The organism is Acinetobacter sp. TR3, from assembly GCF_027105055.1.
Lineage (GTDB): Bacteria > Pseudomonadota > Gammaproteobacteria > Pseudomonadales > Moraxellaceae > Acinetobacter.
The window spans coordinates 211955-226027 of the sequence record NZ_CP114264.1 but is presented as its reverse complement, the minus strand read 5'-3'; the positions used below and the strand labels follow the sequence as shown (position 1 = coordinate 226027).

The window sequence follows — 14073 nt, the reverse complement described above, 5'->3', positions numbered from 1 at the left end:
GATTTTTAAATATTAAGAATGATAATTTAACAAAAATTGCTCAAAATAGAAGTGATAAAGCATTTCTCACGTCATAAAATGTCGTTCCATTATATAAAAAAGCTCCTCAGTTGAGGAGCTTTACGTTCATAAGCAATTAAATTCTTCTCGGTAAAGTACTCAGCCAAGTTAATAGGTTGGTTGCATCATTGGTACGTGCCTGAGAAGTTGAAGCTCCGAGCAATACGACAACAGCTGGACGAGAATTCACTGTGGTATGCATCACTACACAACGTCCTGCCTCACCGATATATCCTGTTTTAGATAGATTAATATTCCAACCACCATTACGTACCAAGGCATTGGTATTATTTGACTTAAGTACACGATAACCTAAATTAAAATCATAAGTTGGCGTAGTAGAAAATTGACGAATCAAGCCATACTGCGAAGCTTCACTCACCAAAATCCCTAAATCTCGTGCAGATGATACATTGTGCGGGTCTAAACCTGTTGATTCTGCATAATGCGTAGATGCCATACCAAGTTTTTTAGCTTTAGCATTCATTGCTGCAATAAAAGCAGGACGACCACCTGGGTAAGTGCGTGCTAATGCTGCCGCTGCAGGATTTTCCGATTTCATCAAAGCGAATAACAACAGTTCCGCACGATTCATGGTATCGCCGACGTTCAAGGTCGAGCTTGAATTCTTTCCACCTGCACCCGCAAAGTCAATTTGCTGTAGCGTAATTTCTTCTGACATATTCAGCCGTGCATCTGCGGTAATCACAGCCGTCATCAATTTGGTAATTGAGGCAATTGGTACAGACATATTACTGTTTTTACTAAACAGTACTTCGCCCGTTTGTGCATCCATCACCAAGGCTGCACGTGCATTTACAGCGGGTTGGCTACCGAAATGAGAGGTATCTCGAATCTGTATGCTTTTTTGTGGCGTTGTAGATGAACTAATACTTGCAGAACCACCACTTCGTAAGGTGGTCGTAACCGAAGTTGAACCTTGCGGGCTGATCTCTAATGAATCATCATCTTCCATCAATTGGCTTGCATCACTTGCAGACCAATTTAACGAAGCTGAAGAACTATTCGCATTTGTAGAGACTGGATTGTTATTTACAACCAGCTCAGCATAACTTGTTGAACTAAGCGCCAACAAAATAGACATGCTCAAGGCATGCATGATAGATTTTTTAGAATTTCTCACGACACAATACTCAACTCGGGACGCTGCACATTTGCGCTTAATAACATTATGCCTTACATTTGAACAAATCGGGTAAAGCTTTTATAGACACAATTGTGTACAACTATTCTCTAAACATGGAGAATAGGATTGCTAATTTTGTCGTTTGATTGCAAGCTCATTTTTCTTTATGTAACAAAAAAATCGTTTTTTTAAAAAAAGGAGGTCTTCTTGATCACTGTTCTCGTTGTTGATGATCATGAACTCGTACGTACAGGCATTTGTCGTATGCTGGAAGACCATCCAGATGTAGAAGTCATTGGACAAGCTGAATCTGGAGAAGAAGCGATTGCTTTAGTTCGATTAAAGCATCCTCAAGTTGTATTATTAGATGTCAATATGCCGGGAATTGGTGGCGTAGAAACAACACGTCGTCTTTTACAAACAGCACCTGAGACTAAAGTGATTGCTGTTAGTGGTTTAGCGGAAGAACCCTACCCATCGTTGTTATTAAAAGCAGGGGCAAAAGGCTATATCACAAAAGGTGCGCCTATTTCAGAAATGGTACGTGCAATCAATAAAGTGATGCAAGGTGGTAAATATTTCAGTGCAGATATTGCCGAACAGCTTGCGAGTTCTTATCTTTCAGATACACAACAATCCCCTTTTGACGCACTTTCTGAGCGTGAAATGCAAGTCGCAATGATGGTGGTTAATTGTATTAGTGCTCAAGAAATCGCCGACAAATTATTTGTTAGCGTTAAAACTGTAAATACTTATCGCTACCGCATTTTCGAAAAACTAGCAATTGATAGTGATGTAAAATTAACCCATCTCGCCATTCGTTATGGACTCATTAAACCTTAATCATATTAAGTGATCGCTTATGTTGGGAAAAATTGCGTCATCAGTGTCCCAAACCGTTTATCGGCTCGGAATTTGGTATAGTGGATATCGACTGATTATTTCAATCAGTCTAATTCTTATTTACTTACTCACTGCGGAACAGCTTTCCACCAACTACGATTACCCTTTTTTATATTTCTATACGTTAGTCTGCTATATCTGTATCAACATTTTTCAACTCTTCATACTCAAGCTCATTCCATTACATGTTACGAAACAACTCATTTTCGTCTTTATTGTGGATATTGCCTGCTTGAGTATCATTACCTTCTCTGCGGGAGGACCCAACTTACAACTCAGTTTGCTGTATGTGATTATTATTTTCTCATCTGCAATTCTATTAAATGCTCATCTTTCACTGATTGTGACGCTTTTTGCCGTTATTATGGTGGTTTATCAACGTTTTCTTGGCAATTTCTTTGATTACAATAATTTAAATAACTTAGGTAATAGCGCATTACTTGCTTTCTTATTTTTTGTAGTACATGCAATTGGTCGTATTGCCGTTCAAAGATTTAAGATTTTAGAAACACTCACTTTTCATCAGTCTATTGAAATTCATCAGCTGCAAAATATTAACCGCTATATTTTGGAGCAAATCGAAGATGGCTATTTGGTATTGGATCATAGCAACCATATTGTGTTGAGTAACCCAGCAGCCAACACATTATTAGGCATTCAAATCCCTGTTTCTCCAGAAAAAACCCCTCTGCTCAAGTGGCAACCTGATTTATTTGAACTGATTAAATTTAGTGATTTAGAAGATGGTGAAGAATTTAGTTTTGAATCACAACAAAGTCCTTATACGATCAATATCCGTGTTAAACACCTAATCGTCCCCGAACAATCATTAATTTTACTTATCTTGAAAGATGCACAAAAACTCACGCAACAAGTTCAACAATTAAAACTGGCCGCGCTTGGTCAACTCTCTGCAAGTATTGCACATGAAATTCGCAACCCTTTAGCGGCGATTGTGCAGGCCAATGAATTATTTAAAGAAAGTGATAGTCATCAACAAGAAATGCTCTGTCGTATGATCAGCAAACAAGCTAGACGTATTGATAATATTGTACAAGACACATTAGGCATGGCACGCAACAAACCAACTGAGCCACAAGTCATTCAACTTGCTGATTTTTTTGAAAGCCTATTGAATGAAGATCTAGTCGATGCGAAACATATGATTAAACTCAATCTTGCAGAACGAATTAATATTCTTTTTGATGAGAAACAATTACGTCAAGTTTTAATTAATCTGATTCGAAATGCCCTGCGGCACAATGCAGCTGATGCTCAATTTATTGAAGTGAATGTAGACTTAAAAGATGGCAGAACATGTATTGATGTGATTGATTTTGGTACAGGGGTCGCAAAACGAGATATTTCTCAGCTATTCAAACCATTTTTTAGTACCGAAATTAAAGGAACTGGTTTAGGATTGTATTTGTCTCATACTTTTTGTGAGGCAAATCATGCAAAGCTCACTTACGTAGAGCGACAACAAGGAGCATGTTTCAGGATTGAATGCTCAAAAATTCATTGATTAGATTAGGTTTTTCGGGGAAATGGCAATTAAACAACCTCTCGTCTTACTCGTAGACGATGAAGAAGACTTATGTCTTTTAATGCAAATGACGCTCGCACGAATGGGCATTAAAACTCATCTTGCCTATCGCGTAGAGCAAGCAAAAAAATTCTTTACCGAGTTTCAGTACGATGCTTGTTTAACAGATTTGAATCTCCCAGATGGCAACGGTCTGGACTTGGTTAAACATGTCACACAAAACTATCCCAACACACCGATTGCAGTATTAACAGCGTATGGCAATATGGATATTGCAATTGCTGCATTAAAAGCAGGTGCTTTTGATTTTGTCAGTAAACCTGTCAATCAAACTCACCTAGATCAATTGATTCAAAAAGCATTGAATCGACCACAGCCTGAACAAGAAGCTGCTGAGAGTGCACTAGAAAATAAACTTCTGATTGGTCGTTCTACGCCTATTCAACAATTACGAATTGCTTTAAAGAAAATTGCTCGATCTCAAGCCCCTGTCTTTATTACCGGTGAATCAGGGACAGGAAAAGAAGTTGTTGCCAATTTAGTTCATCGTCTGAGTAATCGTAGCGAAGGACCTTTTATTGCGATCAACTGTGGTGCTATTCCAACAGAGTTAATGGAAAGTGAATTATTTGGTCATAAAAAAGGCAGCTTCACAGGCGCAACCCAAGACAAACAAGGTCTCATTCTTTCCGCACATGGGGGTAGTTTATTCTTAGATGAGATCGCTGAATTACCCTTAAGTATGCAGGTAAAACTGCTTCGTGCTGTACAAGAAAAGAAAATTCGCCCTGTTGGCTCAGATCAAGAAATTGATGTTGATTTCCGTGTCATCAGCGCAAGTCATCAAGATCTCGAATTACTAGTACAACAAGGTCGCTTCAGACAAGATTTATTTTTCCGTATACATGTAATGGATATTGTGCTTCCACCATTACGCGAACGTGGACAAGATATTTTACTACTTGCAAGCCACTTTATTCAAAAGATCAGCCAAGAATGGGAAGTATCGGTTAAAACCCTCTCTTCTCGCGCAGAACAGTTCTTATTACAGCAATATTTCCCAGGTAATGTTCGTGAACTTCGCAACATTATTGAACGTGCAATTACGCTCAGTGATGATGAAACTATTGATCTAGCCCATCTTCAAACAGCTCCTCTACGTAGCCCTATTGCAACGCCAATAGTCTCATTTTCAACACAAGATGAAAATGATCATGCGATAAGCACTAGCCCTATGGGTTCTAAAAAGCTACCACCTGAAGGACTGGAGCTCTATTTAGAAAATATTGAAAAAGAAATTCTTCTCAATGCACTGAATTTAACCCATTGGAATCGAACTTTAGCGGCTAAAAAATTAGGAATGACCTTCCGTTCTTTACGCTATCGTTTGAAGAAGTTTGGTTTAGATACCGAAGATGATGAATAAGCGTTAACAATAAAGCCCCTAAATAGGGGCTTTATTTTTGACTAAATTTTACTTTTTATAACCAAATCTGTGACATGTTCCAAATAACTATCTTCTTTCATTTCAGGTAACAACGGATAAGTTTGATTCGGTTGAATTCCTTGCCCTTCAATCATATTCCCATTCGGCGTGTAGTAATGTGACACCGTCATTTGCAGTGCAGCACCACTCGGTAATGGAAATAATTTTTGTACTACACCTTTTCCATAGCTATTTTCACCTACAACCCACGCACGTTTATGTTCTTTTAATGCTGCGGTGAATACTTCAGCTGCCGAGGCTGAACGGTGATTAATTAAAATTCCAAGCTTAATATTTTGAAACTCATTCGAGGGTAAAGCCTGAAATTGTTGATCTCCTTCTGAACGACTCTTTGTCGTTACAATCAATCCTTGATTTAGGAATAAGTCTGTCGATTCAACAGCCGAAGACAACAAACCACCTGGATTATTGCGTAGATCAATAACCACCGCTTTTAGTTTAGTTGAACTATATTCTTCAATTAAACGTTTAATCTCATTGGCTGTATCTTGTTGAAAAACCCTAATTTTCAGCACAAGTACCTGATTATGTAGTAAAACAGGTTCAATATCTGTCTCAACTTTTTTATTTCGAACCAAAATCACCGTACTATTATTATTTTCTGGTTGTATTTGTACGGTACTGCCTATCGAGCCATAAAGCAGACCTTGCACTTGATCCTGATTTAAACTCTTTAATTCTTGATTATCGACTTTGAGTATGACCTGCCCATTACGCAATCCCAACTTACTAGAATCAGATCCTGATTTTAGGTCTTGAATTTGCCATAAACGAGTATGAGCATCGTAATTTAAATTGAAATCAACAGAAGCAAGATCACCTTCAGTGTATTGAATAAGCTGGCGGTATTCTTCAGCCGATAAATAACGAGAATAACGATCTAAACCACTCACCAACCCTTTGATTGCTTGCTGAAAGAGTGCATCGTCTGTTTTTTTATCAACGTAGTTATCTTTCACAATCCCATAAATCTGTACAAATTGCTGAATAGATTCAAGTGGCACTTCAGCATTCCGACTTGTAGTCTCTTCCCCCCATCCTGAGGCATGTGTAATAGGTGCAGATAACGTATGCGATCCCCAACACATCAACAAACTCGCAAAGAACCCTCGATAAATGTTGTTGTGTTGGGTCATAAGTTCACCTTATTTTAAAGTAATTAAATTCTTGCCTTGCATATCGGAAGGTACAGGAATATTCATCAAATGAAGTAATGTTGGTGCCACATCAGCCAATACACCACCCTCTGCAATCGTTGCTTGAGTTGGGCCCACATAAATAAATGGCACCAATTCAGTGGTATGTTGTGTATGAACTTGTCCACTGTCGTAGTCTTGCATTTGCTCTACATTACCATGATCAGCTGTAATTAACATATGACCTTTGTTTGCCATTACTGCTTCATAGACACGACCTAAACACGTATCAACGGTTTCAACTGCTTTCACAGCTGCATCAAATACGCCAGTATGTCCGACCATATCACCATTGGCGTAATTGACAACTAGGAGGTCAAACTCACCCGAATTAATAGCATTTACTAATTCATCGGTGACTTCATAAGCACTCATTTCTGGTTTTAGATCATAGGTTGCGACATTCGGAGAAGGAATCAAAATACGTTTCTCTCCTAGATATTCATCTTCACGACCACCGCTGAAGAAGAATGTCACATGTGCATATTTCTCTGTTTCAGCAATACGCAATTGGGTTTTGCCCAAACCAGATAAATATTCACCAATGGAATTTTTAAGCTCTTCTGGCATGTATGCAACTGGTGCATCAATACTTGCCTGATAGCGTGTTAACATCACAAATTTAGATAAACTTGGAACGACTTTACGCGTGAACCCAGTAAAATCTTTCTCAACAAAGGCACGGGTGATTTCACGCGCACGATCAGCACGGAAGTTCATGAAAACCACACTATCGCCATCTTGGATTTTGGCAATTTCACCAATACGTGTTGCTTGAACAAACTCATCATTTTCTTCTGCTGCATAGGCTTGCTCCAAGCCCTCAACTGCTGAATTTACAACACGTGCCGCCTCACCTTCTGTCATTAAACGATAAGCGAGTTCAACACGATTCCAGCGGTTATCACGATCCATTGCAAAATAACGGCCAATCATCGAAACGATACGACCTTGATTTGGATACTGGGCAAATAAAGCATCGAATTTTTCTAATGAAGGCTTTGCGCTACGTGGAGGGGTATCACGACCATCAAGGAAAGCGTGTAGATATACGGTTGCACCACGTTTTAATGCCAACTCACACATCGCCACAATATGATCTTCATGCGAATGCACACCACCTTGTGATAACAACCCCATGACATGAACGGCACCATTCTCTGCTTTGGCTTTTTCAACCGCATCAACTAACACTTCATGCTCAAAAAAAGCACCTGTGCGAATATCTTTAGTAATCCGTGTAAAGTCCTGATATAAAACACGACCTGCACCTAAGTTCATATGACCAACTTCAGAGTTGCCCATTTGTCCATCAGGTAGGCCTACATCTTCGCCAGAACCTGAAATCAAACTATTTGGATGCTTTGCTTTCATCGCAGTCAGATTTGGTGTTTTTGCTGCTAAATATGCATTATCTTCAACTGCTTCACGATGTCCTACACCATCCATAATTACAAGAACGTGAGGAATTTTGCCAGCATTTGCATCCGTCATAATGGACTCTCTGTTTGTCTATCATTTGATCGGCGTATTTTACCCAAATTTACTGTAATTCTCTATGGCGTTACTGATGGCTTTCATCAATCAAAAGCATCGGGAATCATCTTTATATTCAAGTTTGGGGCTGATATTGATTAATTATTTTATTGAGCATCTGCGTGATGACGTGTTGGGTATAACTATGTGCCTGAGGCAAACTCGCCCCTTTGGGACCTGCGACATTTAAAGTAGTAATATTATTCTGATGACAAAATAAATAGATCCGCTCTGCGGCTCGCTCAATCGGAACCTCATTTCCATCAATAAGCAAATATGCTTTGGACTGCTTGATACATTCTAATAACGTAAGCTCTGTACCACCTTTGGGATAAATATAATCGAAATAGATAATGACCGTTGCATCACTATCTCGAACATTCTGTTTAGTCCGCTTTCGATAGCCACTCTCTGCTAAAATAATTAAAGGATACTTGTCTGGAATCTTTCCATCTTCTGCCATTCGATCCTCGGGACACCAACCACCACACGGCACCCCTAAATCTAATGCGGCATCTAAAGCACCTCTATCAACTCCGGTTTGTCCACCAGATATAATTTTAATGTGCATAGAAATCTAATTTTCTACCTTGCTCGATACAATAAGTAACTACCAACCATAAACATCAGCACAACGGGTAACAGTACAAACCAAGCAGGTGACGGTGCATAAACCAAGCTTGCATAACCTAAAAAGTCTTGTAAATAGAAGAACCCTAACCCAGTGAAAAGTGCGATAACCAAGCGAAAACCCATCGACTGTTGACGCAATGGACCAAAAATAAATGAACAGGCAATAAGAACCAACGTAATCAGTGCAAATGGAGACGTGACTTTTTTCCAAAAGGCTAACTCATAGGTCTTTGGAACTTGGCTATATTCTGATAAATACTGCATAAAACTAATCAATTGACTTGGAGATAAATCGTCTGGGTCCAAAGTCACCATATGTACATATTTAGGTTGTAAAGCCAATCCTAACGCTTGTTGCTCGTGATCCGTTTTAATCGCATTGCCTTGAGCAAGTAAATCAACCTGATGTGATTTCTCTAAAGTCCACTGACCATCTTTTAAAAATTGGCCTTTTTCAGCAGTGACAAAGGACTGCAATCGATAGTTCTGATCAAAATCAATCGCTTGAATATTGCGCAATTGACCTTGGGAATTCGCATAATCAATATAGATAAAACGTTGGCCTTCACGTGACCAATAACCTTTTACCTCACCTAGAGCCGCTACACTACGTTGTTTTTTAATGCTTTGTGCTTTTTCATTGGTATAAGGAATCACCCATTCACTCAATACAAAAGACAATAAAATTAAAAGTAAAGCTGAGCGCATCACCCAACCCACTATACGCCACAGGCTGATACCAACCGAACGCATGACGATCAGTTCACTATTCGAAGCAAGAGCACCTAAACCTAAAACAGAACCAATAAGTGCTGCCACAGGTAAAATCTCATATAAATAACGAGGTGCGCCCCACATCACATAAAGAAATGCTTGCCACGCAGTATAAGTTGGCTTGAGTGAACCCAATTCACCCAAATAAGTGAATAATACTTGTAAAAAAGACAACACAAGTGTTGTACCTAGCATCGCGAGGACAGTGGTTTTTGTCACATGTTTGGCGACTATTCGACGTGCTAACATTACAACCCCACTCGCTGAATACTTTTCTTAAGTTTTGGTGCTAACTTTTGTTTCCGTGCAAAAATTGCCGCCGCAATGGCATAAATCATTAATGCGACAGGATAAGCCCAGATATCTAACTCACCTTTACTAATTCGTGTCTGAATTGCGATCATTAATACAATAAGGCTAGCAAAAATAAATATAGATGGAATAAGACGATAATATCGACCTTGACGTGGACTTACTTCAGATAACGCAACCGCAAGCATCAATCCAACAATAATCACAAATGGACCAAAGATACGCCAACCAAGCTCGCTGCGAATAACAGGGTCATCACGTCGTTCCCATAGCTTAGACATCGATAAAGCTTCAACATCATCGCTTTCAAACTTAACGTCTTTATCATTCTCTAAACGTAAACGATAAGATTGAAATTCTGCTTGGGTATAGCGTGGCTGGTTTGGATAAATTTCGTAACGACGACCTTGAACCAAATCAACAACATTGGCGGTATCATTTGCCATTTCAACACGTGTCGCTTCTTTGGCTAAAATCATCACATCAGGTTTATCTTCACGGTCTGCTTTTTGATAATAAAAAATATCTTTTAAATTTTTACGGTCTTCAGACAATGAACCTGCGTAAATGGTATAAGGACCTGAAGAAATAAATTCCTTAGGTCGGACCAAATCAAAACCTGCTCGCACTGCTTGTGTTTGCATTAAACTTTCGTAAGCACGTATCCCCGATGATGAACCCCAAAACATCAATATCGCCTGAACAAACAAGAACACAAAGGTCATCGGCAATAAAAGTTTGGCTAATTGATTACGGCTAACACCACTGCCATTTAAAACCGCCATCTCATGGTCAACATATAGACGACCAAAAACCAACATGAGTCCAATAAAGAAGCCTAGTGGCAAAATTAAGGTCAGAAACTCTGGCAAACGATAAGCAATGATACTCAGCAACACACTAGCGTCTAAACGACCCTGTGCAGCTCGCCCAAAAATCTTGATTAACTGCCCACCCATAATAATTAAAGTGAGCAAAGCAGTCACAACCAAAGAGGTGGAGACCACTTGTTTGACGAGATAACGCCGAATAATCAAAGTAATGCTTCCAAAAATAGACCAATCGAGGGGTAGTGCTAGTTTACCCGAATGTTAAAAATATAAAACCTATCGCTTGTTGCGGATTGCAACCTCATATCCGAAAGTGTTTAATGGACTTATCTTTCTTTTTCGCTGCTTAGGTTCTATACAAACAATGAAATTTACCCTTCATACCGCATTCCCAACACAGTCGTCTAGTGAATCTTTGTGGATTTTGGTTGATTCAGAACAATTACAACAGAACTTAAATAGTTATCAAATCAACCATCTAGAAGATGTTCTGAATGCCACACAATTCAAAGCTGGTTTTAATGAAAATATTGCACTGATTACCAATATCTCTGTGCAAGCCAATGCACATTTACTCGGTTTAGGCAAAAGTGCAGAATTGAAAGCGACAAAATTAGCAAAACTCGCACAAACGATTATCAAATCATCACAAAATAAATTTAGACAAATCACTGTAGATCTCAGCGCATTACCAACTGATTTACATTATTTATTTGCCTTAAGTTTAACCCAAGCTGCCTATGCTTATGATGAGTTTAAATCAAAAAAAAATGAGTTCATCTTAGAAACCATTAATCTGGTTGCAGATAAAACTGCACTTGATGATGCTCAATTAAATTTAATTCACGCTGTACAATCTGGACAGAACTATGCACGTGATTTAGGCAATCGTCCCGGCAATATCTGTTTTCCTGAATATCTTGCAGATCAGGCGATTGCTCTTGCAGCACAATACCCTGACCTATTAAAAGTCACCATCCTGAATGAACAGCAAATGGCTGATTTGGGAATGAATGCTTTTCTTGCTGTCAGCAAAGGTTCTGATCGTCCTGGTCGGATTATTACCCTTGAATACAACACCCAAATTGATCAAGCACCTGTCGTATTGGTCGGTAAAGGTGTTACTTTTGATACAGGCGGTATTTCATTAAAACCAGGCTTAGGCATGGATGAAATGAAATTCGATATGTGTGGTGCTGCTTCAGTGTTAGGTACTATGCAAGCACTTTGTGAAGCTCGCCTGCCAATCCATGTGGTTGGCGCAATTGCTGCGGCAGAAAATATGCCTTCCGGCCATGCAACTCGTCCGGGTGATATTGTGACTAGCATGAGCGGTCAAACTGTAGAAATTTTGAATACGGATGCAGAAGGTCGTTTGGTTCTATGTGACACCCTCACTTATATCAAACGTTTTAATCCTGCGCTTGTGATTGATATTGCGACACTTACAGGTGCATGTGTTGTTGCGCTAGGCAAAGTCGTCAGTGGGCTATTCTCTCCAGATGATGAACTTGTACAAGAGCTACAACAAGCAGGTGAGCAATCGCTTGACCGTGTATGGCGTATGCCTGTGATGGAAGAATATCAAGAATTACTTGATTCACCTTTTGCCGATATTGCCAATATTGGTGGCCCTTACGGCGGTGCAATTACCGCAGCATGTTTCCTTGAGCGTTTCACGCGTGATTATCGTTGGGCGCATCTTGATGTGGCTGGTACAGCATGGTTATCTGGTGCAGCTAAAGGTGCAACAGGACGCCCAGTACCATTACTTATGCAGTTTTTAGCTAATCGCACAGAATCGAATAACTAACACATGACACAAGTTAGTTTTTATCTGTTTGAAAATAGCATAGAACGGCAAGTCGAAAGTGCTTGCCGTTTATGTCGAAAAATTTTGAATCAGCACCCACAGATTTGGTGGTATTGTGTTGATTCAAATTTACAAAATGAGTTGGATGACAAGCTATGGAGTTTTGATCCAAGTAGCTTTATTCCTCATGGAATTGATCAGTTGAATAGTCCCGTGTGTATTTCAGCTGAATTACCGCCATCCAAGGATTGGATTGTGTTTAATTTTAACAATCATGCACTTGAACAAACTCAAGATTTTCGCCACATTATCGAAATTATTGAAAATAATGAAACTGCAAAACAGATCGGGCGAGAGAAATTTAAGATGTATCGTCGTTTAGGCATTGAGCCACGCACATTTAAATTATAAGTCTGTAAACAATAGCATCATGTAAGGAGTGTCGTGTGGCATTAAATGTAGGACAGGATTTTAAAAAGCGTTGGTTAAATACACCTGAAGCGGTACGTCAGACCTATCAGGAAGATTTAGCTCGTATCTGTGATCTACTGCTACCACAAACACAAATCCAAACATGGATACAACTCGAAGAAAAAGCTCAGCTACGCTCTCAACAACGCATTGATCAAGCCTATGCCAATCTAAAAGCTGAGTTGATTGAACAAGCACGTATCCGTAAACAATTGGCTTTGGAAAAAGCCTTGGAAGAAAAACGTGCTGCCCAAGCTGCTTATGCCGCGCAACTGCAAGCAGATGAGTTAAATCAGTTCGAACAACAAACAGAAAATCTTGTTGCCCTTCGACAGCACATTGATCAAGAAATTGCACAACAAACTGAGCGTTATCAAGCGAATCCTGAACAGCCAAGCATTGATTATGCGCAGGCTCAACGTGTTCGAATTGATGACCAACAAATCTTGTCTGAACTCGAAAGTGTGCGTGTTCGCTTAGAACTAGAAGCGGAAAGCTTGATAGAACAAGCCGTAACCGTATTCCGAGCAAAACTACATGCACTTGCCCAAGATGAAATTGATTACATTCTGAAAAATAGTAAGTTCTCAGATGAAAAATAATAAAAAAGCCCAGTTTGAACTGGGCCTTTTTATGTTTCATTTTTTATTTTAAGAAACCATTCTCAGCTAAAAATGCCATACTGATGTTTGACTCAGTTTTTTGTTCCGCTGCTCTATCACCCAACAATAAGCGCTCGATATAACGTGCCAGCACATCAACCTCTAAATTAACTTTTGTACCAACTTGCCATGTGCCAATATTGGTACGCTCAGCAGTATGAGGGATGAGATTCAAACTTAGAATATTGCCACGTAGATGGTTAATAGTCAGACTAATTCCATCGACAGTTACAGAACCTTTTTCAGCTAAATATTTTGCTAACTCAACAGGTGCTGTTACTTCAAAATATAATGAACGTGCGTCTTGTCGAACGACTGTAATTTCTCCAAGACCATCGACATGCCCACTCACAATATGCCCACCAAAACGAGTTGTTGGCAACATTGCTTTTTCGACATTGACGGATTGACCCACTTTCCATTGACCTAAAGTCGTTCGATTTAAGCTTTCACGAGACACATCTGCAGCATACCAATTGCTTCCCCACTCGATCACTGTGAGACAAATTCCATTGGTGGCAATTGAATCACCTAAATGCACATCAGACATATCCAAATCAGTTTGAATACGTAGACGTACATCACCGCCTACACTTTGTAAGCTCTCAACCTTACCTAAACTTTCAATAATGCCTGTAAACATGGGAGTTCTAACCTAATCTTATGCAATATATGCCATAGTG

At 39.4% G+C, this 14073-nt stretch carries 13 protein-coding genes; 6 read left to right on the top strand and 7 right to left on the bottom strand.

Annotated features, from left to right (window positions below; all coding sequences use genetic code 11):
• Positions 1–136: 136 nt before the first annotated feature.
• Positions 137–1204, bottom strand: coding sequence for a D-alanyl-D-alanine endopeptidase PBP7/8 (pbpG, locus tag O1449_RS01090; RefSeq protein ID WP_269238922.1), 1068 nt, complete (start codon positions 1202–1204; stop codon positions 137–139).
• A gap of 210 nt (positions 1205–1414) precedes the next feature.
• On the opposite strand from pbpG, the gene gacA reads away from it, so the two are divergent.
• Genes gacA through O1449_RS01075 form a run of 3 tightly spaced genes read left to right on the top strand, consistent with a single transcriptional unit; the run spans position 1415 to position 5082 of the window.
• Entirely contained in the window at positions 1415–2050 is a 636-nt protein-coding gene (gene gacA, locus O1449_RS01085; protein WP_005163158.1) for a response regulator transcription factor GacA, read from the top strand.
• A gap of 19 nt (positions 2051–2069) precedes the next feature.
• The gene (locus tag O1449_RS01080) at positions 2070–3635 is read left to right on the top strand and encodes a sensor histidine kinase (RefSeq protein WP_269238921.1); all 1566 of its coding nucleotides are present in this window, start codon (positions 2070–2072) and stop codon (positions 3633–3635) included.
• A 22-nt stretch (positions 3636–3657) separates the two neighbouring features.
• Positions 3658–5082 carry a sigma-54-dependent transcriptional regulator gene (locus O1449_RS01075; RefSeq protein WP_269238919.1) on the top strand — a complete coding sequence of 475 codons (1425 nt, stop codon included), beginning with the start codon at positions 3658–3660 and terminating at the stop codon, positions 5080–5082.
• A gap of 41 nt (positions 5083–5123) precedes the next feature.
• Here the strand turns inward: O1449_RS01075 and O1449_RS01070 are convergent, their stop codons facing one another.
• From O1449_RS01070 to lptF, 5 genes are all read right to left on the bottom strand, one after another.
• Positions 5124–6299, bottom strand: coding sequence for a S41 family peptidase (locus tag O1449_RS01070; protein ID WP_269229052.1), 1176 nt, complete (start codon positions 6297–6299; stop codon positions 5124–5126).
• A 9-nt stretch (positions 6300–6308) separates the two neighbouring features.
• Positions 6309–7853, bottom strand: coding sequence for a 2,3-bisphosphoglycerate-independent phosphoglycerate mutase (gene gpmI / locus O1449_RS01065; protein ID WP_269229053.1), 1545 nt, complete (start codon positions 7851–7853; stop codon positions 6309–6311).
• A gap of 118 nt (positions 7854–7971) precedes the next feature.
• A complete protein-coding gene (locus tag O1449_RS01060) occupies positions 7972–8466 on the bottom strand; it encodes a putative molybdenum carrier protein (protein ID WP_269238918.1) in 495 nt (164 codons plus the stop codon).
• A gap of 14 nt (positions 8467–8480) precedes the next feature.
• Complete coding sequence (lptG, locus tag O1449_RS01055) at positions 8481–9551, bottom strand: LPS export ABC transporter permease LptG (RefSeq protein WP_269238917.1); 1071 nt, start codon at positions 9549–9551, stop codon at positions 8481–8483.
• Complete coding sequence (lptF, locus tag O1449_RS01050) at positions 9551–10651, bottom strand: LPS export ABC transporter permease LptF (protein WP_269238915.1); 1101 nt, start codon at positions 10649–10651, stop codon at positions 9551–9553. Before lptF ends, lptG begins: the two co-directional genes overlap by 1 nt.
• Positions 10652–10808: 157 nt before the next feature.
• Here lptF and O1449_RS01045 point away from each other — a divergent pair, with 157 nt between their 5' ends.
• From O1449_RS01045 to blhA, 3 genes are read left to right on the top strand one after another with little or no spacing between them, the layout of a single operon-like run.
• Positions 10809–12257, top strand: coding sequence for a leucyl aminopeptidase (locus O1449_RS01045; RefSeq protein WP_269238913.1), 1449 nt, complete (start codon positions 10809–10811; stop codon positions 12255–12257).
• Between the two features lie 3 nt (positions 12258–12260).
• A complete protein-coding gene (locus O1449_RS01040; protein ID WP_269229058.1) occupies positions 12261–12668 on the top strand; it encodes a DNA polymerase III subunit chi in 408 nt (135 codons plus the stop codon).
• 35 nt (positions 12669–12703) lie between these two features.
• The gene (blhA, locus tag O1449_RS01035) at positions 12704–13330 is read left to right on the top strand and encodes a cell division protein BlhA (RefSeq protein ID WP_269238912.1); all 627 of its coding nucleotides are present in this window, start codon (positions 12704–12706) and stop codon (positions 13328–13330) included.
• 43 nt (positions 13331–13373) lie between these two features.
• On the opposite strand, the gene O1449_RS01030 is transcribed toward blhA, so the two are convergent.
• Positions 13374–14033: a riboflavin synthase gene (locus O1449_RS01030; RefSeq protein ID WP_046738931.1), complete on the bottom strand. Its 660-nt coding sequence runs from the start codon at positions 14031–14033 to the stop codon at positions 13374–13376.
• Between the last annotated feature and the right edge of the window lie 40 nt (positions 14034–14073).

Excerpts from the sequence above, each read along its gene's own strand:
- O1449_RS01030 (WP_046738931.1), bottom strand. The coding sequence starts at position 14,033 with ATGTTTACAGGCATTATTGAAAGTTTAGGTAAGGTTGAGAGCTTACAA.
- O1449_RS01070 (WP_269229052.1), bottom strand. The coding sequence starts at position 6,299 with ATGACCCAACACAACAACATTTATCGAGGGTTCTTTGCGAGTTTGTTG.
- lptG (WP_269238917.1), bottom strand. The coding sequence starts at position 9,551 with ATGTTAGCACGTCGAATAGTCGCCAAACATGTGACAAAAACCACTGTC.
- O1449_RS01045 (WP_269238913.1), top strand. The coding sequence starts at position 10,809 with ATGAAATTTACCCTTCATACCGCATTCCCAACACAGTCGTCTAGTGAA.
- O1449_RS01060 (WP_269238918.1), bottom strand. The coding sequence starts at position 8,466 with ATGCACATTAAAATTATATCTGGTGGACAAACCGGAGTTGATAGAGGT.
- O1449_RS01040 (WP_269229058.1), top strand. The coding sequence starts at position 12,261 with ATGACACAAGTTAGTTTTTATCTGTTTGAAAATAGCATAGAACGGCAA.
- O1449_RS01080 (WP_269238921.1), top strand. The coding sequence starts at position 2,070 with ATGTTGGGAAAAATTGCGTCATCAGTGTCCCAAACCGTTTATCGGCTC.
- gpmI (WP_269229053.1), bottom strand. The coding sequence starts at position 7,853 with ATGACGGATGCAAATGCTGGCAAAATTCCTCACGTTCTTGTAATTATG.
- O1449_RS01075 (WP_269238919.1), top strand. The coding sequence starts at position 3,658 with ATGGCAATTAAACAACCTCTCGTCTTACTCGTAGACGATGAAGAAGAC.